Origin of the sequence: Dickeya zeae NCPPB 2538, from assembly GCF_000406165.1 — a bacterium.
GTDB lineage: Bacteria > Pseudomonadota > Gammaproteobacteria > Enterobacterales > Enterobacteriaceae > Dickeya > Dickeya zeae.
The window spans coordinates 188,339-209,792 of record NZ_CM001977.1 but is presented as its reverse complement, the minus strand read 5'-3'; the positions used below and the strand labels follow the sequence as shown (position 1 = coordinate 209,792).

Below are 21,454 nucleotides of genomic sequence, written 5' to 3'. Positions count from 1 at the left end.
GAAAACGATGATGGTCATAGGTGGGGTTTCGGCTTGCCGTGCGGCAAACCGAAAAATATTAAATACCGTCGCCGTCCTCAAAACCACGCAGCGAGCCGTTGAAATACTGGTCCATATCCAGTGAGGGTTTATCGGTTTCCGGGCGGCCAACAATCCGCGCCGGTACGCCTGCCGCAGTGGTGTGCGGCGGTACTGGCTGCAATACTACCGAGCCTGCACCAATCTTGGCACCACAGCCCACTTCGATGTTACCCAGTATCTTGGCACCAGCGCCTATCATCACCCCCTCACGGATTTTAGGGTGACGATCGCCATTGGTTTTACCGGTTCCCCCCAGGGTCACCGACTGCAAAATCGACACGTCATTTTCTACCACCGCCGTTTCACCGATCACGATACCGGTGGCATGGTCGAGCATGATGCCACAACCGATGCGCGCCGCCGGGTGGATATCGACCCCAAACGACACGGAAATCTGGTTTTGCAGATAAATAGCCAGCGCCTGACGGTCCTGGCGCCACAACCAGTGTCCAATACGATAGGCCTGCAACGCATGAAACCCTTTCAGGTAAAGCAACGGTGTCGAATATTTATCCACCGCCGGGTCGCGCAGTCGCACCGCCATAATGTCACGTGCCGCAGACGCAATCATCTGAGGCTCAGCACGGTAAGCCTCTTCCACCACTTCACGGATAGCAATGGCTGGCATAATGGCATTAGCCAGTTTATTCGCCAGCATATAGCTCAACGCGCTGCCCAGATTTTCATGTTTTAGCAGCGTCGCATGAAAGAAGCTGGCCAACATCGGTTCACACTCCGCCAGACTGCGCGCTTCTTCCTTAATGTGTTTCCAAACCAGCTCCAGCTCATCATTCGACATCGCGACACCTCTTTGAAAAACTGCCAATCTACCGCGTTAATGCTGACTATTACCGACTACTTTCACCATGCACTATCAGAATAAAACAACAACGGGCCTCCCGTGGGAAGGCCCGAACAATCACTCACCGTCACAGGCTGGTACTTTCGTCTTTACGTGCACGACCAAGCAGGCTTAACGCCGCCTCGCGGGCGTCTTTCGCGCAATACAACACCTGCCAGAGTTGCTCGGTGATGGGCATCTCCACACCGTAACGCTGCGCCAGCGCCATCACTTCCTTGGTATTCCGATACCCTTCAACCACCTGACCTATTTGATTCTGGGCGCTGACCACATCCATCCCTTGCCCCAGCATCATGCCAAAACGGCGGTTACGTGACTGGTTGTCGGTACACGTCAGCACCAGGTCGCCCAGGCCTGCCATGCCCATAAATGTGGTGGGATCCGCACCAAGTGCGACACCCAGCCGCGTCATTTCCGCCAGACCACGGGTTATCAGCGCAGTACGCGCGTTGGCGCCAAACCCCATACCGTCAGACATACCGGCACCGATGGCAATCACGTTTTTTACTGCGCCACCCAGCTGCACGCCGATAAAATCGGGGTTGCTGTAGACGCGAAAACTTTTGCCGCAATGCAGCAGATGTTGCAAATCGTCGGAAAACGACGGTTCAGTGGAGGCCAGCGCAATCGCGGTAGGTAACCCGGCCGCCAGCTCTTTGGCAAACGTCGGCCCGGAAAGTACCGCCAGCGGGATGCTATCACCCAACGCTTCGCGGGCGACATCTTGTAACAGACGCCCGGTCTCCGCTTCCAGCCCTTTGGTCGCCCATACCAGACGCGCATCTGAACGCAGGTAAGGCTTAAGCTGGCGCAGCACATCGCCAAACACATGGCTTGGCACCACCACCAGAATGTTGCGGCTGGCCGCCAGTGCCTGAGACAGGTCGGTTTCCAGTTGCAACGTGTCCGGGAACGGCACATCAGGCAAAAACGCCTGATTGCAACGTGCCGCCTGTAACGCCTGAATATGCGCTGGGTCATGCCCCCAGAGCACTACGCGGTGGCCGTTGCGGGCCACCGTGATTGCCAGTGCGGTGCCGTAAGAACCGGCACCGATCACCGTCATTGCAGCGTCAGACTGGCTCATCAGGCATTCAGCGTCTGTGCTGCGGCGCCGTCCTGACCGGCCTGCTGTTCCAGATAATTCATGAACAGCGCGTCAAAGTTAACCGGAGCCAGGTTCAACTGCGGGAAGGTACCGCGAGAAACCAGGCTGGTGATGCACTCACGCGCATACGGGAACAGCACGTTCGGGCAGTAAGCGCCCAGGCAGTGAGCCAACTGGTTTCCTTCAATGCCTGCGACGGTGAAGATACCCGCCTGCTGTACTTCGCACAGGAACGCCGTTTCTTCACCCAGGGTGGATGTCACGGTGACACGCAGCACCACTTCGTACACATCATCAGCCAACTGGGTGGAGGCGGTATCCAGATCCAGTTTCACTTCCGGGTTCCATTCCTGCTGAAACACCTGAGGCGCATTCGGCGCTTCAAAAGAGATATCCTTGGTGTAAATACGCTGGATCTGGAAAGTCAGTTCGACGTTGTTTTGTTCAGACATGTGAATAATACCCTTTCGTTAGATTTCCTTGCGCGCTTCCTTTCGCCAGGAAGGACACGCCATAAAACACACTAGCACCCCTTATCAGGGACGCCACATTACTTACCGCGCACCAGCGGGAGATTTTCGCCGCTCCAGCCAGCCAGCCCGTCTTTCAGCACCATAACGCGCTCAAACCCTGCTTTGAACAGGTGTTCGGCTGACTCGCGCGCCGACATACCGTTAGCGCACACCACGATCACCGGCTGTGCTTTATGTTTTTCCAGCTCGCCCACGCTGCCGTTCTTGATGTCATTCGGCAACAAGTTTATGGCACCAGCGATATGACCACGGCGATAATCGTCACGATTACGGGTGTCGACCACTACCGCATCTTCTTTATTAATCAGTTGGATCGCTTCACCACGAGCCACTTCTTTTACTTTGGACAGTTTACTCTTCACCGTAAGCACAATGACCGCGACCAGCAGGGCAATCCAGGCCAGGCTCAGAATCGGGTGTCGGCTGATGAATGGCATAATCTCTTGCATGGGGTGTAACGACTCCGAAATCAGTTAAGCAATTCAAATACAGGGTGTCTGAGTATACCTGTGCGATACTGCAATTACAGCCTGTAAGCCAATATCGCATCATGATTCTGCGCGGCGGCTTGCATTTATCCGCGTGATCCGCCGGTGCCGGTGTGGGCGCGGTTGTCATGGATGGAAATAGAAATCCCTGACCATACAACTGGTAAGGCGCTGTTCATCGTGGAATAATCTTTCGCCATGAGCAGAAAAGCGTTCTCTGTACCGTTGCGAACGGGTCGTGACAAACTGTTAATCCGGTGCGCCAGTGTGCTTTGTGTTGGCGTGCTGCTATTGCCATGCTCCGCCTGGAGCGACGACAGCCAACAGCAGTTGAAATCACTGCAACAAGACATCGCCGAGAAAGAAAAAAGCGTTCGTGATCAGCAACAACGCCGCAGTACCCTGCTCGAACAACTGAAGAAGCAGGAACAGTCAATCGCCCAGTCGACCCGCCAGTTACGAGAAACCCGCACGACGCTTGAACGGCTAAATCAGGATATCAGCGGTCTGAACAGCTCAATCGCGACACTGCAAGCCCGGCAGAAAAAACAGGAAACCCTGCTGGCGCAGCAGCTTGATGCGGCCTTCCGTCAGGGCCAGCACGGTGCGCTGCAATTGATCCTCAGCGGTGAAGAAAGCCAGCGTCGTGAACGCATCCTCGCCTACTTTAACTACCTGAATAAAGCCCGCGAAAAATCCATCACCGAGCTTCAGCAAACCCGCACCCAGCTCGCTACTCAGAAACAGCAACTGGAACAAAAGCAGACACAACAAAAACGCCTGCTTGGTGATCAACAGCAACAACAAAATGCACTGGAGCAGGCCCAAAGCGAGCGCCATAAGACCCTGGGTGCGCTGGAAAACGCACTGGAAAAAGACCAGCAACAGTTGACGGAGCTACGCCAGAACGAAACCCGTCTGCGCGATCAGATTGCTCGGGCCGAGCGCGAAGCCAAAGCCCGCGCCGAACGTGAAGCCCGTGAAGCCGCCCGGTTGCGTGAAAAAGAAGAACAGGCCAAACGCAGTGGATCGAGTTATAAACCCAGCGAACAAGAGCGCTCATTAATGGCGCGGACGGGTGGTCTGGGTCAGCCAGCCGGTCAATATGTCTGGCCGGTACGTGGTCGCACGTTACACCGGTTTGGCGAGACGTTGCAGGGCGAGCTGCATTGGAAGGGGCTGGTCATCGGTGCCGCCGAAGGAACCGAAGTACACGCCATCGCCGACGGTACCGTGCTGATGGCCGACTGGTTACAGGGGTACGGTCAGGTTGTCGTGCTGGAGCACGGCAAAGGCGACATGAGTCTTTATGGCTATAACCAGAGCGCGCTGGTGTCAGTGGGTGCACAGGTGAAAGCCGGTCAGCCGATAGCGTTAGTCGGCACCAGCGGCGGGCAGAATCAGCCTGCTCTCTATTTTGAAATTCGGCGTCAGGGACAGGCGGTCAACCCCTTACCCTGGCTAGGAAGGTAGGTGTGCGTCCATTACTCCCTCGTCTGTTGACTCTCACTGGCGTATTGCTGGCACTTCCCGTGTGGGCAGGCAAACTGGCGTTGGTGATCGATGATTTCGGTTACCGTCCGCATAACGAAAACCAGGTGCTGGCGATGCCGACGGCTATTTCCGTGGCGGTGTTGCCAAATGCGCCATACGCCCGGGAAATGGCCACAAAAGCCCATGCCCAGGGCCGGGAAGTGTTGATTCACTTGCCGATGGCCCCCATGAGTAAACAGCCACTGGAACGGGATACGTTACGCCCTGACATGAGCAGTGAGGAAATCGCGCGTATCCTGCGTGATGCGGTCAACAAAGTGCCTTATGCCGTTGGGCTCAACAACCATATGGGCAGCGCTATGACCGCCAGCCTGCCCGGCATGCAAAAGGTGATGCAGGCGATGAGCGCCTACCACCTCTACTTTCTCGACAGTATGACCATCGGCAGCAGTCAGGCCAGCCAGGCGGCGGCTGGTACCGGTATCAAGGTGCTCAAACGTAAGGTGTTTCTGGATGATACCCAGAACGTCGCCGATATCCGACGCCAGTTCAGCCGTGCTGTAGAGATAGCGCAACGCAGCGGTTACGCCATCGCCATCGGTCATCCGCATCCCACAACGATTCAGGTATTGCAGCAAATGCTGCCGACATTGCCTGCCGATATCGTGCTGGTACGCCCCAGTCAGTTGCTGAACGAACCGGAGCCACGCTATGCGCCGGTACCGACGTACCTTGCCTCACAGCCAACCGCCCCGGCACCCAAACGCCTGCGCCCGATTCAGGTCTGCGCCGTCAAACGTCCTTTACCGGCTATTTCTCAGCATGAACTGTGGCGGCAACTTGGACACAATATCGTGACCAGCCCGGCCGTCAGTTACCTGAAGCAACACTGGCAAACCTGGCTGGGATAACAAGACGCGCCGTTCTCCCCCCATGAACGGCGCATGACTACGACTCCCAGCTCAATACCACTTTGCCGGACTGGCCGGAGCGCATCACATCAAAACCTTGCTGAAAGTCATCAATCGCATAACGGTGGGTAATGATGGGTGACAGGTCCAGCCCTGACTGGATCAGGGCCGCCATTTTGTACCAGGTTTCGAACATCTCCCGGCCATAAATCCCCTTGATGACCAACCCCTTGAAAATGATCTCACTCCAGTCTACCGCGACCGCTTCCGGTTGGATCCCCAGCATGGCAATACGCCCGCCGTGGTTCATGACCGATAGCAAGGTGCGAAAAGCAGCGGGTGAGCCGGACATCTCCAGCGCCACGTCAAACCCTTCGGTCATCCCCAGCTCCCGCATTACATCTGTCAGCGACTCCCGCGATACATTTACCGTGCGGGTTACCCCCATCTGCTTTGCCAGCGCCAACCGGTAATCGTTAACATCGGTAATCACCACGTGGCGAGCACCGACATGGCGGCACACCGCCGCTGCCATCACACCAATCGGTCCGGCACCGCTCACCAGTACGTCTTCTCCCACCAAATCAAACGCCAGCGCGGTATGCACGGCATTGCCGAACGGATCGAAAATAGCGGCTATCTCATCTGGGATCGCCGCCGGAAGACGAAAGGCGTTATACGCCGGGATCACCAGATACTCGGCGAATGCCCCCGGCCGGTTCACGCCGACCCCCGAGGAATTACGACACAAATGGCGACGCCCGGCCCGGCAGTTACGGCAATAACCGCAGGTAATATGTCCTTCGCCCGATACCCGATCGCCGATCCTGAACCCTTCCACTTCCTGCCCAATCGCGACGATTTCACCAACATACTCATGACCCACCACCATCGGCACCGGAATGGTTTTTTGCGACCACGCATCCCAGTTGTAAATATGCACGTCGGTGCCGCAAATCGCGGTTTTGCGAATTTTAATCATCACGTCGTTGTGGCCCGGTTCCGGTACCGGAACATCCGTCAGCCAGATGCCCGGCTCCGGGCGTAGTTTCGCCAGTGCTTTCATCGTCGCGTCCTCACTTCACCACATTCAGACGGCGTCCCACTCGGACAAACGCCGTCACGGCCTGTTCAATCTGCGCTATCGTGTGCGCTGCCGACATCTGGGTACGAATGCGCGCCTGCCCGTGTGGCACCACCGGATAGCAAAAGCCGGTAACGTAAATCCCTTCCTGCCGTAACTCGGCAGCAAAGGTCTGTGCCAGTCGGGCATCGCCCAGCATCACCGGGATAATGGCGTGATCCGCACCGGCGAGCGTAAAACCGGCTTCGGTCATTCGCTGGCGAAACAGGCTGGCGTTCTGCCACAATCGCCGCCGTAGCGCCTGACCGTCACGCAGCAAGTCCAGCACGCGGATCGACGCGCTGACAATCGACGGCGCTAACGAATTGGAAAACAGATAGGGCCGGGATCGCTGGCGCAGCCAGGCCACCACCTCACGCCGTGCGGCGGTATAACCACCGGACGCGCCGCCCAGCGCTTTTCCCAGCGTACCGGTAATAATGTCGACCCGCCCCATCACCTGACAGTACTCATGAGTGCCACGCCCATTCTCACCGACAAACCCCACGGCATGAGAGTCGTCCACCATCACCAGCGCGTCGTAGCGCTCGGCCAGATCGCAAATCCCTCTCAGATTGGCAATCACGCCATCCATCGAAAATACGCCATCGGTAGCGACCATCAGATTGCGCGCCCCTTCTGCCCGTGCCAGTTGTAGTTGTGCCTCTAACTGAGACATATCGTTGTTGGCATAGCGATAACGGCGTGCTTTTGACAGGCGAATACCATCGATAATCGACGCATGGTTGAGTGCGTCCGACACAATCGCGTCCTCCTCGCCCATCAGGGTTTCAAACAGCCCGCCGTTAGCATCAAAGCAGGAGGAGTACAGTATCGCGTCCTCCATACCGAGAAACGCGGCCAACTGCCGCTCCAGCGTCTGGTGGATATCCTGAGTACCACAGATAAAACGCACCGAGGCCATACCAAAACCGTGGCTATCCAGCCCGGCCTTCGCCGCGTCTATCAGCGCCGGATGGTTGGCGAGCCCCAGATAGTTATTCGCGCAGAAATTAATCAGTTCGCCGTCATCCGCCACTGTCACCAGCGCCTGCTGCGCCGAGGTGATCAGCCGTTCGTCCTTAAACAGTCCGTCGTCGCGTAGCGCAGCAAGCTGAGTGGTCAGTTGTTGATAAAATGCGTCAGGCATGGCACGGATCTCCTTTTTGTCCGTCACGGGCATTACCGCCGGGTAACGGCAGATTGAATGGGGCAACACTCATCACACTCATGAAGCTAAAGGTAGTGGAGAAATGCGGACCGGGTTGGTGGGTTGCCCACAAAATGCCACCACGGTCACGTCGGAAATGCGAAGCGGTTGGCAAGAAAACGGTGGAAAAAGCAGCGTGGGATGTCTGTCGTGCGCCGAAATGTTATGATAGCGCTCAACAGGTGTGGGGCGCGGTGCCCCACCAGCACGTTTAGCAAGGTAACTCCCATGATTATCGTAACTGGCGGTGCCGGTTTCATCGGCAGCAACATCGTAAAGGCGCTGAATGATAACGGACACCGGGATATCCTGGTGGTCGACAACCTGAAGGATGGCACCAAGTTCGTCAATCTGGTCGATCTGGACATCGCCGACTACATGGATAAAGAAGATTTCATTGCCAGTATCGTTGCCGGTGACGATTTGGGTGATATCGACGCCATCTTCCATGAAGGAGCCTGCTCATCCACTACCGAGTGGGACGGCAAGTACATGATGGATAACAACTATCAGTACTCCAAAGAAGTGCTGCACTACTGTCTGGAACGCGGTATCCCGTTCCTGTACGCCTCTTCCGCCGCCACCTACGGCGGTCGCACCGATAATTTTGTGGAAGACCGCCAGTACGAGCAACCGCTCAACGTCTACGGTTACTCCAAATTCCTGTTCGACCAGTATGTGCGTGATATTTTGCCGCAGGCTGATTCGCAGATTTGCGGCTTCCGCTACTTTAACGTCTACGGGCCACGCGAAAGCCACAAAGGCAGCATGGCAAGCGTCGCGTTCCACCTGAACAACCAAATCAATCAGGGCGAAAACCCGAAATTGTTCGCTGGCAGTGAGAACTTCAAACGTGACTTCATCTACGTCGGTGACGTCGCCGCCGTCAATCTGTGGTTCTGGCAGCACAACGTTTCCGGCATTTTCAACTGCGGTACCGGCCACGCCGAATCCTTCCAGGCAGTAGCGGACGCCGTGTTGGCCTGGCACAACAAAGACCAGCTGGACTACATCCCCTTCCCGGAAAAACTGAAAGGTCGTTATCAGGCCTACACGCAAGCAGACCTGACCAACCTGCGCGCGGCGGGTTACGACAAACCGTTCAAAACCGTTGCGGAAGGGGTCGCCGACTATATGGCCTGGCTGAACCGTAAAGCCTGACTCACTTTGCCGTAAGGAAACACGAACGGTATGAAAATTCTGGTTATCGGTCCTTCCTGGGTGGGCGATATGATGATGTCGCACAGCCTTTACCGAACCCTGAAGGCCGAACACCCGGACGCCATCATTGACGTGATGGCACCGGCCTGGTGTCGTCCGTTGCTGGCACGTATGCCCGAAGTGCGTCAGGCACTGTCCATGCCACTCGGCCACGGCATGCTAGCGCTCGGCGAGCGGCGGCGACTGGGCGTTTCACTGCGTGAGCAGCAATACGATCGTGCCTATGTGCTGCCTAACTCCTTCAAATCAGCCTTGGTACCTTTTTTTGCCGCTATCCCACACCGCACCGGCTGGCGTGGTGAAATGCGCTACGGTTTGCTTAACGACCTGCGGGTGCTGGACAAAGCAGCGTACCCCTTAATGGTGCAACGTTATGTCGCACTGGCCTATGACCGGCAACGTATCCACAGCGCAGCTGATTTACCACAGCCTTTATTGTGGCCTCAGCTTACCGTGGACGACGCGGAAATCGCCGATATCGCCGCCGCATTTAATCTTACCGATGCCCGGCCGATTATCGGTTTCTGCCCGGGTGCCGAGTTCGGCCCGGCCAAACGCTGGCCGCATTACCATTACGGCTCACTGGCGCAATCGCTTATTGATCAGGGCTATCAGGTGGTGCTGTTCGGTTCGAAAAACGACCACCAGGCTGGGGACGATATCCGACAGACCCTCAGTGATGACGCGAAAGACCACTGCCTTAATCTGGCCGGACAGACCACGTTGGATCAAGCCGTCGTGCTCATCGCCGCCTGTCAGGCGGTTGTCAGTAACGACTCGGGTCTGATGCATGTGGCGGCAGCACTTAACCGGCCACTGGTCGCGCTCTACGGCCCCAGCAGCCCGGACTTTACCCCACCGTTATCTCATCAGGCTCATGTTATCCGGCTCATCACCGGTTATCACCGGGTCCGCAAAGGCGATGCCGAACAAGGGTATCACCAGAGTCTCATCGATATTCAGCCACAACAGGTACTGGATGCTCTGTCACGCTATCTGCCCGTCAAAGGGGAGCTCGCATGAGGGTATTGATCGTCAAAACGTCGTCGATGGGGGATGTGCTGCACACACTGCCTGCCCTGACCGACGCGATGCAGGTCATTCACGGCATCCAGTTTGACTGGGTAGTTGAAGAAGGGTTTACCCAAATTCCCAGTTGGCATCCGGCGGTTGATCGTGTTATTCCGGTAGCGCTTCGGCGCTGGCGCAAAAGCTGGTTCAGCCGGGAAACCCGCGCTGAACGCAAGGCGTTTAAAATGCGTCTACGGGAAAAACGCTACGATGCGGTTATCGATGCACAAGGATTACTAAAAAGCGCCGTGTTGGTGACCCGTCTGGCTTATGGCAACAAGCACGGCCTGGACTGGAAAAGCGCCCGCGAGCCGCTGGCCAGTTGGTTTTACCAATATCGGCACCCGATCGCCAGACAGCAACATGCGGTAGAGCGTATACGGGAGCTGTTTTCCGTCAGCCTGAACTACCGTAAACCGACAGAACAAGGTGATTATGCGATTGCCGCACGCTTCTTGTCGGCACAGCCTGCCGACAACCAACCGTATCTGGTTTTTCTGCATGCCACGACGCGAGACGAAAAACACTGGCCGGAGGCGCACTGGCGCGAACTGATAGCACTCGCAGAAACACGTGGATTACGCATTAAACTGCCCTGGGGAGCGGAACACGAACACCAGCGGGCACAACGGCTGGCGGCTGGATTTTCTCACGTCGAGGTTCTGCCGCGATTGAGTCTGGAACAGGTCGCAGGCGTGTTAGCGGGTGCGAAGGCCGTTGTCTCGGTCGATACCGGGCTCAGCCATCTTGCCGCTGCACTGGACCGGCCCAACATCACGCTCTATGGCCCAACCGATCCGGGATTGATTGGCGGCTACGGCCAAAACCAGCATGTCTGCCGTCCGGCGGATAGCCGCAATCTGGCCGATCTCCATGCGGCCGATGTGTGGCAACACTGTGCTTCTTTATTGACTGAATAAGGCGGTTTTACTGTGACCTCACCGCGCAAGGTTGAACTCCGGCGAATCCTGATTACCAAATTCCGCCATCATGGCGATGTTCTGCTGACATCACCGCTATTTTCCATTCTGCGCCAGCGTTACCCGGATGCCCAAATCGATGCGCTGGTGTTTGCTGATACGGCGGAAATGCTGTCGTTGCATCCGGCTATCGACCACCTTTATACCGTCGACAAGAAATGGAAAAAACTGGGTGTGTTCGGCCATCTGGCAAAAGAGTGGGCATTGCTGAAAACGCTACGAGCGCAACGTTATGACACCATCATCCACCTTACCGAAAGTATGCGTGGCTTATGGATAGCCCGTTTCGCAGGCATTCCACAGGGCGTTACCTTTCGCAACAGCGCACGCGATAAACTGTCATTTTGGAAAAAGACCTTCCAGCACCGCGTACCGCGAATTTCGCGCCGCCACACCGTCGAATCCCATCTGGACACACTGCGGATACTGGGGATTCAGCCAGAACTGGAAGAGCGACGGTTGCAACTGGTTGCCGGTGATGAAGCTGATCAGGCGGTAGACCAGAAACTACGGGATCAGCAGTGGCAGGGGCAGCCGTTTATCGTGGTGCACCCGACATCCCGTTGGCTGTTCAAATGCTGGAAAAGCAGCGCGATGGCGCAGGCTATCAATACCCTGTGCGAACGCGGGTATACTATCGTTCTCAGCGCTTCACCAGCGGAAAGCGAGATGGCGATGATTGCTGATATCAAGTCGCAACTGACCCACCCGGTACTGGATCTCGCCGGTCAGTTGACGCTCAAACAACTGTCGAGTCTTATCGGCAAAGCACAACTGTTGCTGGGTGTAGACTCCGTACCGATGCATATCGCGTCAGCGATGCAAACCCCCGTGGTGGCGCTGTTTGGCCCCAGTGGAGAAACCGAATGGGCACCCTGGATGACCATCAACCGGGTGATCGTGTCTGACCGCCACCCCTGCCGCCCTTGTGGTAAAGATGGGTGCGGTGGCAGCAAGGTGAGCGACTGTCTGCAACAGATCAGTGTCCAACAGGTTCTACTGGCGGTTGATTCTGCACTACTGGAGGCACAAGCATGAAACTGGCCATCGTACGGCAGAAATACCGTCCTGACGGTGGAGCAGAACGCTTCGTTTCCAGAGCGCTCGATGCGCTCAGCAATCATCGATCGTTGGATGTCAGCGTGATTACCCGTAGCTGGGAAGGCGCTGAGCAGGCCAACCGCAATGTCATCATCTGTAACCCACGTATTACCGGCCGGATTCAACGTGAAAGCGCCTTTGCACAAGCAGCTCAACAACATTTCGCCGGGTTCGATCTGGTGCAGAGCCACGAACGGATCCCTGGCTGCCATATTTATCGTGCGGGCGATGGCGTCCATCAAGTCTGGCTGACACAGCGTTCACGGGTGCTTAACCCGTTGCAACGGCGGCTGTTATGGTGGTCTGGTTTTCATCGTTACGTGATGGCGCAAGAACAGGCGATGTATCAGCATCCCTCGCTCAAGGCCGTGATCTGCAACTCGCAGATGGTTGCAGATGAAATTCGCCACCACTTTGGTGTGCCTGCCGACAAAATTCATCTGATTTATAACGGGGTGGATACCAGTACGTATACTCCCGAGCTGCGCAACACTTACCGGCAGACTCTGCGCCAGCAACTGGGTGTGGCAAACGATGCGCCAGTAATGCTATTTGTCGGTTCCGGTTTCGAACGCAAAGGGCTGGCAGGCGCTATCCATGCGATAAGCGAGGTTCCCCAACATCCGCACCTGATTGTAGTGGGGAAAGATAAGCACAGTCGCCGTTACCAGAAACTGGCGCACCGGCTAGGTGTCGCCGGGCAGGTGCATTTCGTCGGTATGCAGCCGGATACCCGTCCTTATTATGGCGCAGCGGACATGTTGCTGTTGCCCACGCTGTATGATCCGTTCCCCAACGTGGTGCTGGAAGCCATGGCCAGTGGATTGGGTGTGATTACATCACAACAGTGTGGCGGCAAAGAATTTATCCAGTCAGGCGTGAATGGGTTTGTCTGCGATTCGCTGGATTACGAGGGGTTACGTCAGTCGGTACGGTTGGCTTGTGAAACGGGATTTGATGGTTTCGGCGAGCAGGCCAGAGCGAAAGTGGAACGCTATGATCTGCGCTTTCTGAGCGACAACATGCTCAGCCTTTATGAACAGTTGATTTAATGGCAGTGTGGCAGGCGCACCAGCGCCTGCCACACGTTGTCAGTTTTAGATAAAACGCTGATTATCGTAACGATACTGACTAAGCCATAGTGCAAAACAGAACATACTCAGGTTGGCGTGTTCATGGTGGAACGTGGTATTCACCAGACCCACCACCAGCGTCACCACCAATGCTGAGCACGCAGTACCCCATGTCAACCAGGAGACTGGCGACGCATGTCTCTTCGGTACATAGCGCACCAGCGTCACCCCCATGGCACCAAACAGACCAAAGATCCAGAAGGCTCCCCAAATACCGTTCTCTGTCAATACGTTGATAAAGATATTATGGGCGTGGGAAACGTGCGTGAACAGCGGCTTATTATCCGGCCATTTGTTGATATCGATTTTCTTGAAGTTTTCCTTCCCGATGCCAAACAAAGGGTGCTGCTTGATGACATCAAACGCTGAACTCCAGATAACGTCGCGATAACTCAGTACGTTATCAGTAGCCTCATTTTGCTCCTGCTTCACCACCACTCGCGCGTTACTGAGAACGGCAACGGCAATTAACCCGGCAATAAAAACCGCAGGCAACAGCAGGAATTTTTTACTTTTTCTGGCAAACCCCACACCCAATATCAGCACCACGACAAGCACTGCACCGAATGTGGCGCGGCTCTCACCGAATGCCACATAAACCAGAGACAATGCCAGCATCGCGATCCACATCAATCGCTTACCCGCAGTCAGCGTCGACCAGTAGCTGAACAAAAACGCCAGCGCCATCCCACAAATAATGGCGTTATAGATAGCGGCATGGTTGACGTGGCCGACCGAGTTGAGCGTCCAGTACTGCTCGCTACCGGTATAAAAGTGCGCCCACGCCCCATAAATCAATCCCACAAACGTGCCCATCATGGCCCAGAACACCAGACCGACTTTCTGTTTCTCGTTAAAACTGGCACGATAAATTACCCAGCCAAACAAACTGTAACGGGCAACATCAGTCAGCGAGCCGATATCCGTGTGGTAGGCAGCGAAGGGCAGCCCCACCAGGAACGAGAGCATGTAGAGAGCAAAAAACAGATCCCATCCTGACCATGTGCGCGTTTGCTTATTCATCACCGCCTGGATAATTACCCACAGCAACAACAACGCCATGGCGATATTCTTGGGCGCTTCAGCCAACGGGTTAACAAAGATAGCCAGCGCGCTGAGAAAATACAGGCCTTGATTATCGGTACGTCGGGTGCTAAACGATAACTGAGTTGTCATTGAATCTTTCTCAACAAATGGATAAAAGCCGTCTGAATTTCAGAAAGGGTAATGTGTTGCATACACGCTGACTGTCCATTACGAAACTGCTGACAGCGCGCTTCATTCCTATTACACCGTTCAAGCCAGGGTAATTCGCGACCAAACAGGGTGTGTTGATCACGACAGGCAATGGGGTGAAAACCGACGTTGATAATCGGGTGATTGCGCCAGAAATGGCCTGGGCCAAAGGCAACCGGATTACCTGGGCCATAGAGTGTCATCGTCGGGGTATCGACCCATTTCGCCAGATGTGCCACCCCCGTGTCAGCACAGATAAGCGCCTTCGCCCCTGCCAGCAACGCCAGTAACTGCGACAACGATAACTCGCCGGCGAAACTACGATAACGCCGGGTTGGGTCAATCGAATCAACGATATGTCGCTCGTTAGCACCACCACTCCATACCGGGGTATAGCCTTGCGTCACCAGCCAGTCAGCCAGCGCCAGCCACTGTTCCGGTGACCAGAAACGCACCGGATTACTGGCCCCGACATGCAACACAACAAAAGGCGAGGCAGGTGGCGGGAAATCATATGCGGGAGCGGCCCAACGCTGAGGAGAAGGCAATTCGCCGTCCGTCAGCGTCGCCACCGCATCACCCCACGCCATCGGTTCGTCTGGATAGTCGCGGTACTCATTGACCGGCCAGCTCTTAGCGTTATGCAGAGCGGGACGATGGGCTATTATCCAACGACTCCCCGCAGCCAAAGCTAACCAGCTGTAGCGGTTATCACCTGGGATCAACGCCAGATCATAAGGCCCGCTGTTAACAATCGCCGCGACCGAGGCTGCCGACGTGGGTTGATATGGCATGGGTACCACACCATAGGGGTTCAGGCGATAAACCTCGACAAACGCCGGTTTGCACAACAGCACAATCTCTGCCTGTGGATAATGACGACGTAGTTTGGCCAGCAACGGCGTCAGCATCACCGTATCGCCCAGTAACAGATTATGGGCGATCAGGATACGCTTCACCGTCGACGGTGGTCGTCGCCAGGGCTTTTTCAACAACCGCAACAAGGCTCGCGGAAAAATCCGCAACCGGGCAGAGAATTTACTCATGGACGTGCCGAGCGCAAACTATTGCGAAAAATCGTCGTCATTTTGTCGAGCATAATGTCTGCGCCGAACTGCTCGGATGCACGCTTGAGCGCCGCGTCGCTAAACCGGGCGCGCAATACGTCGTCGCCCATCAGCTGTCGCAGTTTTTGCTCCAGCAGTGCGGTGTTTTTCGGCTCGATCAGGTACCCGGTCTGCTCGTTCACTACCGCTTCGTCAATCGCGCCAACGTTGGTCGAAACCACCGGCAAACCACACGCCATCGCCTGCATGATACTTTGCGGTACACCCTCATTACCGTAAGAGGGCAGCACAAACAGGTTCATGCTGTTCAGACAATCCGGTACATCGTCACGGTTACCCAGGAAAATAACGCTGTCAGCCAGCCCCATCGCCACAACCTGCTGTTCCAGAGCCTGACGCTGCGGCCCATCGCCCACCATCAGCAATTGCCAGTCGGGGAAATCCTTCGTCAACGTCTGCCAGGCTTCCAGCAGATAGGTATGCCCTTTCCAGGAACGCATGGTCGCCAGAATCCCCAGCGTCGGCCGGTCCGGTACCGCAATGGTCTTACGGGCAGTCTGCCGGTCAGATTGACGATAAAAACCCAGGTCGATACCGGTCGGTACCGACGTCATATGCGACAACGGGTAACGGTTATCCCGGTGCAGTTGCTGACGCAACCGCTCACCGGTGGTGGCGATATGGCGGGTAGCCGTCATATACAACCAGCGGGTAGTCAGCGAACGGTTGATGTCGGTAGAAACATGGCGGGTACGCACCATCGGCGGTACCCGTTTTCTCAGTATCACGCTTGCCGCCGCCACCAGCCAGGCATCGGTGGAGCTGTGGGTATTGATAATATCAAACGCGCCACCATACTGACGCAACCAGCCCACCAGCGCCATCAACGACGATAGCCGTTTTTTCTCAATCGGTAGCCCGACAACCGCAATGCCGCGCGCTTGCGCTTCGCGATAAATAGTCGAGTGCGGGCAACACAGAATGGTGACCTTGTGGCCACGCTTCATCATTCCCTGAGATTCCGTAAGAATACGAATTTCCTGCCCGCCCCAGCCACAAGAGGACTCGGTATGTAATATATTTAAAGATGTGTCTAACATCTTTTATACCTATATCAGATAAGCCTTAAATCATAAACCGCCTATAATACATGAAGGTTAGCGAAGAATCCTGTACAAAATGCCTTCTTTATAGCGTACAGAGAGGATTTATTTAAGATAGAAACCACGAAACGGAATGCCGCCAGGCTGTTCAACTTCTTGCCATTTTTCGATAACGACGCGTCGTTTATCCATACTAGACGCACATAAATGGAAATAAACCATCACAATAAAAATATTATTTTTCGCGCTCCTAAATCAACGTAAAAATACATAAAATTGCAAAATAAAAATCAGAAATAATATTTATTCACTCCGCTTTTATATTTTATTTTTTATCGTATTTACTCGGTCTTACCCCTCTCACCTAATGAATAATCTTTTTTATCATCAAGCAGTAACCCAGTCCGTAACGATACAAATTCCAACGCTAATTCCTGATTTTCTGGCACAAAGGAGTACACCGACCATGCCCGGTTAAAATGATAGATTTAGCCGCTATAAATATATAGAATTCGCTATCGCCGACTCTAATACCGATGATTATGTTACAAACGCTGTACACCTTTTTGTTTTACATGATCCAGCCGCTTATCTGGCTGCGTCTATGGCTCCGGGGTCGCAAAATCCCCGCTTACCGCAAACGCTGGGGGGAACGCTACGGCTTCTACCAGAGTCAGGTAAAACCCGAAGGCATACTGTTGCACTCCGTTTCTGTCGGAGAAACCTTAGCAGCAGTACCGTTGGTTCGCGCTTTACGCCATCGCTATCCGTCATTACCGATTACTGTCACCACCATGACGCCGACGGGTTCCGAGCGCGCATTGTCCGCATTCGGCAAAGATGTTTACCACGTTTACCTGCCTTACGACCTGCCCGGTGCGATGTCGCGCTTTCTGGATCATGTCAAACCGCGCCTGGTCATCATCATGGAAACCGAGCTGTGGCCGAACATGATAACCGCGCTTCACCAGCGTGAGATCCCGCTTATCATCGCCAACGCGCGCCTGTCAGAACGCTCCGCTAACGGTTATCGCAAACTCGGCCGCTTTATGCGCACACTACTGCGCCGTATTACCCTCATTGCGGTACAAAATGAGGAAGACGGCGAGCGCTTTATCAATCTGGGTCTGAAGCGTTCACAGTTGAATGTGACCGGTAGCCTGAAATTCGATATCTCTGTCACACCGGAACTGGCTGCCCGCGCCGTCACGTTACGCCGTCAGTGGGCACCGCAGCGCCCGGTATGGATTGCCGCCAGTACTCACGAAGGCGAAGAAAAGATCATCGTCGATGCCCATACCGAATTGCTGAAAGCGTTTCCCACGCTGTTGCTGATTTTGGTACCGCGCCACCCTGACCGCTTTGACGATGCCAAAGCCATCGTCCGTAAGGCCGGGCTGGAATATACTCTGCGTAGCGCTGGCACCGTTCCCCCGGCGTCATCACACGTGGTGATTGGCGATACCATGGGTGAGTTGATGCTACTGTACGGTATCGCCGATCTGGCGTTTGTCGGTGGCAGCCTGATTGAACGAGGTGGGCATAACCCGCTGGAGCCTGCCGCACACGCTATACCGGTACTGATGGGGCCGCATACGTTCAACTTCAAGGATATCTGTGCCCGCTTACAGCAATCCGATGGGTTGATCACCGTGCGAGATACCGCTTCACTGGTGGAACAGGTCACCACTCTGCTGTCGGATGACGACTATCGCCGTTACCACGGCCACCACGCGGTAGACGTACTGCATAAAAATCAGGGCGCTCTGCAAAGCCTGTTGACCCTGCTGGAGCCCTATCTGCCGCCCCGGAGCCAGTAATGAGCCGAAAACGTCTGTCCGTCGTTCTGATAAGCCATAACGCAGCGGAACTGCTGCCTGACTGTCTGGCGTCGGTGGCCTGGGCTGATGAAATCGTTGTGCTGGACTCCGGTAGCAGTGACGACACGCTGGATATCGCCCGTCGCCACGGCGCGCAGGTCTATCAGAACACTGACTGGCCCGGCTTTGGCAAACAGCGCCAACTGGCGCAGCAGTATGCCAGCGGCGATTACATCTTCATGATTGATACCGACGAACGGGTCACACCCGCGCTACGGCATTCCATCGAAGCGGTGCTCGAATCTCCTGAGAGTGATGTCGTCTACCGTTGCGCCCGTCGAAACCTGTTTCTGGGGCGTTTCATGCGTCACAGCGGCTGGTATCCCGATGAGGTCATCCGTCTCTATCCCAAGCACTACCACTACAACAACAATGCCGTGCATGAATCCCTTGATCATGGCACAGCCCGGGTGGTATCGCTGGATGGGGATCTGAAGCACCTCACCTGCCGCGACTTGTTCAGCTTTCAGAAAAAACAGCTCGCTTACGCGCAAAGCTGGGCCAACGAGCGTTTCCTTCAGGGCAAGCGCTGCGGTTTCACCGCGATCGTATTACACACCCTTGGCGCTTTCATCAAAACCTGGCTATTGCGCGCCGGTTTCCTCGACGGAAAACAAGGGTGGCTGCTGGCTATCGTGAATGCACAGTACACGTTTAACAAATATACTGGATTATGGGCTTTGAATAACCGGCGGGAGACTCGCCAGGAGCACCTGCACCATGAAGACTAGAGCTATCTACCCCGGTACATTTGACCCGATGACCAACGGCCATCTGGATCTCCTGACGCGTGCGACCAGCATGTTTGATCACCTGATTCTGGCAATTGCCGCCAGTCCCAGCAAAAACGCGCTATTTACACTGGAAGAACGGGTCGCGCTGGCGAAAGAAGCCACACGACATCTGCCAAACGTCGAGGTCGAGGGGTTTACCGACCTGATGGCAACGTTCGCCCGACAGCGGAAAGCGACGATTCTGGTCAGGGGGCTACGCGCCGTTTCCGACTTCGAATACGAACTACAATTAGCCAAAATGAACCACCACCTGATGCCGACCCTGGAAAGCGTATTCCTGATGCCATCAGAGCAGTGGTCTTTCATTTCATCATCGCTGGTTAAAGAAGTCGCGCGTCACGGCGGCGATGTATCGCACTTTTTACCACCCCCTATCGCTGCCGCTTTGCAGGAAAAATTAGCCTAAAGGGATATACATCCTGGCTGCAGAAAGCCGCCGACATCAACTGTTAGACATCGGCTCCTAACGCTGGCACCGCTTGCAAAAGAAGGTGCTACGCTGTCCCTGCTTAATGCTGTCGATCAATGTGCCGCAGTGATGGCAAGGTTTGCCATTGCGGCCATAGACCTGCAACTCCTGCGCGAAGTAACCCGGTTTGCCATCAGACTGCAGGAAATCACGCAGCGTGGTCCCGCCCTGTTCAATGGATCGCTGCAATACCTGCTTGATGGACTGCACCAACTGATGCGCTTCTTGCTGCGACAGGGAACCGGCAGGCCGCTCCGGCAGAATACCGGCATTAAACAGCGACTCACTGGCATAGATGTTGCCAACCCCCACCACCAGTTTGTTATCCATAATCCACAGCTTGATTGGCGTTTTACGGCCATGGCAGCGGCTAAACAGATAATCACCTGAAAAGTCATCGCTCAATGGTTCCGGCCCCAAATGCGCCAGCACAGAACTGTTTGCCAGATCGTCACACCATAACCAGGCACCGAAACGGCGTGGATCGGTATAACGCAGCACTTTGCCGCTATCCATCACCAAATCGACATGGTCATGCTTATCCGGCTCACTGTATTCGGGCAGCACGCGTAGACTACCGGACATACCCAAATGGATGATGATCCAGCCCGTCGGTAGCTCAAGCAGCAGATATTTGGCCCGGCGCTGCACACTCAGCACCGGCGTATCGCTCAGCGACAGAATTTCAGGGGATACAGGCCAGCGCAGACGTGCGTTGCGCACCTCAGCATACAAAATGGTACGGCCGACCAGCCAGGGCGAAATGCCCCGACGACTGGTTTCCACCTCGGGTAATTCAGGCATGCGTCCTCCTGCGAAATGACTGACGGGAAATGGCGTACACTATAAGAAATGACGGATGGAAGTAAGATGCTACTTCAGCCCTGTTTTGCTCAAGCGAAAAAAAACCCGGCCGAAGCCGGGTTTTTCAGATCCACTAAAATTACTTGATTTTAGCTTCTTTGTAGAGAACGTGCTGACGGACAACTGGATCGAACTTTTTCAGTTCCAGTTTTTCCGGCTTAGTACGCTTGTTCTTCGTAGTGGTATAGTAGTGACCAGTACCAGCAGAAGAAACCAGCTTGATCTTCTCGCGAACACCTTTAGCCATGATTCAGTTCCTTAATACTTTTCACCACGGGCACGCAGATCGGCCAGAACCGCTTCGATACCCTTTTTATCGATAACACGCATACCTTTAGCAGATACGCGCAGCGTTACAAAACGCTTCTCACCTTCAACCCAAAAACGATGGGAATGCAGGTTTGGCAGAAAACGGCGTTTAGTCGCATTCATTGCGTGGGAACGGTTATTACCGGTCACCGGACGCTTGCCAGTAACTTGGCAGACTCGGGACATGTCTATTCTCCAAAAATCAAATCAGCTCGAGCTTCGTATAGGGTGTTGGCCGCCTCGTCAGGCTCTAGAGCCCATCTCAGCAACTTCACTGAAAAGACTCTGTCATCAGGGTAAACCTGCTGAGATAGGCTCTTAACGCCACACCCAAGATTCTCAAAGGTGGCGTAGTATACGCTCTGAAGCGTATGCGCTCAAGTCCCGAACAACTAAAGATCCCCCAGGATCGCGGA

22 protein-coding genes are annotated in these 21,454 nt (G+C 55.0%); 10 read left to right on the top strand and 12 right to left on the bottom strand.

Annotated elements, in window-relative coordinates:
* Window positions 1-58 precede the first annotated feature (58 nt).
* From cysE to DZE2538_RS00960, 4 genes are all read right to left on the bottom strand, one after another.
* On the bottom strand, window positions 59-880 hold the full coding sequence (gene cysE, locus DZE2538_RS00975; protein ID WP_012882922.1) for a serine O-acetyltransferase: 822 nt from the start codon (window positions 878-880) through the stop codon (window positions 59-61).
* Between the two features lie 130 nt (window positions 881-1,010).
* Window positions 1,011-2,030 carry an NAD(P)H-dependent glycerol-3-phosphate dehydrogenase gene (gene gpsA, locus DZE2538_RS00970; RefSeq protein ID WP_038915366.1) on the bottom strand — a complete coding sequence of 340 codons (1,020 nt, stop codon included), beginning with the start codon at window positions 2,028-2,030 and terminating at the stop codon, window positions 1,011-1,013.
* Complete coding sequence (secB, locus tag DZE2538_RS00965) at window positions 2,030-2,503, bottom strand: protein-export chaperone SecB (RefSeq protein WP_019844099.1); 474 nt, start codon at window positions 2,501-2,503, stop codon at window positions 2,030-2,032. Before secB ends, gpsA begins: the two co-directional genes overlap by 1 nt.
* A gap of 98 nt (window positions 2,504-2,601) precedes the next feature.
* A complete protein-coding gene (locus DZE2538_RS00960; RefSeq protein WP_012882919.1) occupies window positions 2,602-3,033 on the bottom strand; it encodes a rhodanese-like domain-containing protein in 432 nt (143 codons plus the stop codon).
* Between the two features lie 237 nt (window positions 3,034-3,270).
* Here DZE2538_RS00960 and envC point away from each other — a divergent pair, with 237 nt between their 5' ends.
* Together envC and DZE2538_RS00950 are read left to right on the top strand one after the other, a co-directional pair.
* The gene (gene envC, locus DZE2538_RS00955) at window positions 3,271-4,545 is read left to right on the top strand and encodes a murein hydrolase activator EnvC (protein ID WP_023638651.1); all 1,275 of its coding nucleotides are present in this window, start codon (window positions 3,271-3,273) and stop codon (window positions 4,543-4,545) included.
* 2 nt (window positions 4,546-4,547) lie between these two features.
* Window positions 4,548-5,477 (top strand): divergent polysaccharide deacetylase family protein, encoded by a 930-nt coding sequence (locus tag DZE2538_RS00950; RefSeq protein ID WP_038912853.1) that lies wholly within the window; start codon window positions 4,548-4,550, stop codon window positions 5,475-5,477.
* Window positions 5,478-5,514: 37 nt separating this feature from the next.
* On the opposite strand, the gene tdh is transcribed toward DZE2538_RS00950, so the two are convergent.
* Window positions 5,515-6,543, bottom strand: coding sequence for an L-threonine 3-dehydrogenase (gene tdh, locus DZE2538_RS00945; protein ID WP_038915365.1), 1,029 nt, complete (start codon window positions 6,541-6,543; stop codon window positions 5,515-5,517).
* 10 nt (window positions 6,544-6,553) lie between these two features.
* Entirely contained in the window at window positions 6,554-7,750 is a 1,197-nt protein-coding gene (locus tag DZE2538_RS00940; protein ID WP_038915363.1) for a glycine C-acetyltransferase, read from the bottom strand.
* A gap of 288 nt (window positions 7,751-8,038) precedes the next feature.
* Between DZE2538_RS00940 and rfaD the strand changes: the two genes are divergently transcribed.
* From rfaD to DZE2538_RS00915, 5 genes are read left to right on the top strand one after another with little or no spacing between them, the layout of a single operon-like run.
* Complete coding sequence (rfaD, locus tag DZE2538_RS00935; protein ID WP_019844104.1) at window positions 8,039-8,971, top strand: ADP-glyceromanno-heptose 6-epimerase; 933 nt, start codon at window positions 8,039-8,041, stop codon at window positions 8,969-8,971.
* 30 nt (window positions 8,972-9,001) lie between these two features.
* The gene (gene rfaF / locus DZE2538_RS00930) at window positions 9,002-10,054 is read left to right on the top strand and encodes an ADP-heptose--LPS heptosyltransferase RfaF (protein WP_038915361.1); all 1,053 of its coding nucleotides are present in this window, start codon (window positions 9,002-9,004) and stop codon (window positions 10,052-10,054) included.
* Window positions 10,051-11,022: a lipopolysaccharide heptosyltransferase RfaC gene (rfaC, locus tag DZE2538_RS00925; protein ID WP_023638646.1), complete on the top strand. Its 972-nt coding sequence runs from the start codon at window positions 10,051-10,053 to the stop codon at window positions 11,020-11,022. The genes rfaF and rfaC overlap by 4 nt, the downstream gene beginning before the upstream one ends.
* A gap of 12 nt (window positions 11,023-11,034) precedes the next feature.
* Entirely contained in the window at window positions 11,035-12,120 is a 1,086-nt protein-coding gene (gene rfaQ / locus DZE2538_RS00920) for a putative lipopolysaccharide heptosyltransferase III (RefSeq protein WP_019844107.1), read from the top strand.
* Window positions 12,117-13,235 carry a glycosyltransferase family 4 protein gene (locus tag DZE2538_RS00915; protein WP_038915360.1) on the top strand — a complete coding sequence of 373 codons (1,119 nt, stop codon included), beginning with the start codon at window positions 12,117-12,119 and terminating at the stop codon, window positions 13,233-13,235. The genes rfaQ and DZE2538_RS00915 overlap by 4 nt, the downstream gene beginning before the upstream one ends.
* Window positions 13,236-13,280: 45 nt before the next feature.
* On the opposite strand, the gene DZE2538_RS00910 is transcribed toward DZE2538_RS00915, so the two are convergent.
* From DZE2538_RS00910 to DZE2538_RS00900, 3 genes are read right to left on the bottom strand one after another with little or no spacing between them, the layout of a single operon-like run.
* Complete coding sequence (locus DZE2538_RS00910; protein WP_038915359.1) at window positions 13,281-14,492, bottom strand: O-antigen ligase family protein; 1,212 nt, start codon at window positions 14,490-14,492, stop codon at window positions 13,281-13,283.
* On the bottom strand, window positions 14,489-15,598 hold the full coding sequence (locus DZE2538_RS00905) for a glycosyltransferase family 9 protein (protein ID WP_038915358.1): 1,110 nt from the start codon (window positions 15,596-15,598) through the stop codon (window positions 14,489-14,491). Before DZE2538_RS00905 ends, DZE2538_RS00910 begins: the two co-directional genes overlap by 4 nt.
* Window positions 15,595-16,719: a glycosyltransferase family 4 protein gene (locus DZE2538_RS00900; RefSeq protein ID WP_038912845.1), complete on the bottom strand. Its 1,125-nt coding sequence runs from the start codon at window positions 16,717-16,719 to the stop codon at window positions 15,595-15,597. The genes DZE2538_RS00905 and DZE2538_RS00900 overlap by 4 nt, the downstream gene beginning before the upstream one ends.
* 545 nt (window positions 16,720-17,264) lie before the next feature.
* On the opposite strand from DZE2538_RS00900, the gene waaA reads away from it, so the two are divergent.
* The 3 genes from waaA to coaD are packed head-to-tail and all read left to right on the top strand — an operon-like array spanning window position 17,265 to window position 19,802.
* A complete protein-coding gene (gene waaA, locus DZE2538_RS00895) occupies window positions 17,265-18,542 on the top strand; it encodes a lipid IV(A) 3-deoxy-D-manno-octulosonic acid transferase (protein WP_023638641.1) in 1,278 nt (425 codons plus the stop codon).
* Entirely contained in the window at window positions 18,542-19,333 is a 792-nt protein-coding gene (locus tag DZE2538_RS00890; protein ID WP_023638640.1) for a glycosyltransferase family 2 protein, read from the top strand. Before waaA ends, DZE2538_RS00890 begins: the two co-directional genes overlap by 1 nt.
* Window positions 19,323-19,802 (top strand): pantetheine-phosphate adenylyltransferase, encoded by a 480-nt coding sequence (gene coaD, locus DZE2538_RS00885; RefSeq protein WP_019844114.1) that lies wholly within the window; start codon window positions 19,323-19,325, stop codon window positions 19,800-19,802. Before DZE2538_RS00890 ends, coaD begins: the two co-directional genes overlap by 11 nt.
* Before the next feature lie 57 nt (window positions 19,803-19,859).
* Here the strand turns inward: coaD and mutM are convergent, their stop codons facing one another.
* The 3 genes from mutM to rpmB form a co-directional block, all read right to left on the bottom strand.
* Window positions 19,860-20,669 (bottom strand): bifunctional DNA-formamidopyrimidine glycosylase/DNA-(apurinic or apyrimidinic site) lyase, encoded by an 810-nt coding sequence (gene mutM, locus DZE2538_RS00880; protein WP_012882903.1) that lies wholly within the window; start codon window positions 20,667-20,669, stop codon window positions 19,860-19,862.
* 139 nt (window positions 20,670-20,808) lie between these two features.
* Window positions 20,809-20,976: a 50S ribosomal protein L33 gene (gene rpmG / locus DZE2538_RS00875; protein WP_012882902.1), complete on the bottom strand. Its 168-nt coding sequence runs from the start codon at window positions 20,974-20,976 to the stop codon at window positions 20,809-20,811.
* A gap of 11 nt (window positions 20,977-20,987) precedes the next feature.
* The gene (gene rpmB / locus DZE2538_RS00870; RefSeq protein ID WP_012763801.1) at window positions 20,988-21,224 is read right to left on the bottom strand and encodes a 50S ribosomal protein L28; all 237 of its coding nucleotides are present in this window, start codon (window positions 21,222-21,224) and stop codon (window positions 20,988-20,990) included.
* Window positions 21,225-21,454 lie beyond the last annotated feature (230 nt).

What these genes read in the sequence shown, in the direction of transcription:
- cysE (WP_012882922.1), bottom strand. Translation starts at nt 880, where the DNA reads ATGTCGAATGATGAGCTGGAGCTGGTTTGGAAACACATTAAGGAAGAA.
- gpsA (WP_038915366.1), bottom strand. Translation starts at nt 2,030, where the DNA reads ATGAGCCAGTCTGACGCTGCAATGACGGTGATCGGTGCCGGTTCTTAC.
- secB (WP_019844099.1), bottom strand. Translation starts at nt 2,503, where the DNA reads ATGTCTGAACAAAACAACGTCGAACTGACTTTCCAGATCCAGCGTATT.
- DZE2538_RS00960 (WP_012882919.1), bottom strand. Translation starts at nt 3,033, where the DNA reads ATGCAAGAGATTATGCCATTCATCAGCCGACACCCGATTCTGAGCCTG.
- envC (WP_023638651.1), top strand. Translation starts at nt 3,271, where the DNA reads ATGAGCAGAAAAGCGTTCTCTGTACCGTTGCGAACGGGTCGTGACAAA.
- tdh (WP_038915365.1), bottom strand. Translation starts at nt 6,543, where the DNA reads ATGAAAGCACTGGCGAAACTACGCCCGGAGCCGGGCATCTGGCTGACG.
- DZE2538_RS00940 (WP_038915363.1), bottom strand. Translation starts at nt 7,750, where the DNA reads ATGCCTGACGCATTTTATCAACAACTGACCACTCAGCTTGCTGCGCTA.
- rfaD (WP_019844104.1), top strand. Translation starts at nt 8,039, where the DNA reads ATGATTATCGTAACTGGCGGTGCCGGTTTCATCGGCAGCAACATCGTA.
- rfaF (WP_038915361.1), top strand. Translation starts at nt 9,002, where the DNA reads ATGAAAATTCTGGTTATCGGTCCTTCCTGGGTGGGCGATATGATGATG.
- rfaC (WP_023638646.1), top strand. Translation starts at nt 10,051, where the DNA reads ATGAGGGTATTGATCGTCAAAACGTCGTCGATGGGGGATGTGCTGCAC.
- DZE2538_RS00915 (WP_038915360.1), top strand. Translation starts at nt 12,117, where the DNA reads ATGAAACTGGCCATCGTACGGCAGAAATACCGTCCTGACGGTGGAGCA.
- DZE2538_RS00910 (WP_038915359.1), bottom strand. Translation starts at nt 14,492, where the DNA reads ATGACAACTCAGTTATCGTTTAGCACCCGACGTACCGATAATCAAGGC.
- DZE2538_RS00905 (WP_038915358.1), bottom strand. Translation starts at nt 15,598, where the DNA reads ATGAGTAAATTCTCTGCCCGGTTGCGGATTTTTCCGCGAGCCTTGTTG.
- DZE2538_RS00900 (WP_038912845.1), bottom strand. Translation starts at nt 16,719, where the DNA reads ATGTTAGACACATCTTTAAATATATTACATACCGAGTCCTCTTGTGGC.
- waaA (WP_023638641.1), top strand. Translation starts at nt 17,265, where the DNA reads ATGTTACAAACGCTGTACACCTTTTTGTTTTACATGATCCAGCCGCTT.
- DZE2538_RS00890 (WP_023638640.1), top strand. Translation starts at nt 18,542, where the DNA reads ATGAGCCGAAAACGTCTGTCCGTCGTTCTGATAAGCCATAACGCAGCG.
- coaD (WP_019844114.1), top strand. Translation starts at nt 19,323, where the DNA reads ATGAAGACTAGAGCTATCTACCCCGGTACATTTGACCCGATGACCAAC.
- mutM (WP_012882903.1), bottom strand. Translation starts at nt 20,669, where the DNA reads ATGCCTGAATTACCCGAGGTGGAAACCAGTCGTCGGGGCATTTCGCCC.
- rpmG (WP_012882902.1), bottom strand. Translation starts at nt 20,976, where the DNA reads ATGGCTAAAGGTGTTCGCGAGAAGATCAAGCTGGTTTCTTCTGCTGGT.
- rpmB (WP_012763801.1), bottom strand. Translation starts at nt 21,224, where the DNA reads ATGTCCCGAGTCTGCCAAGTTACTGGCAAGCGTCCGGTGACCGGTAAT.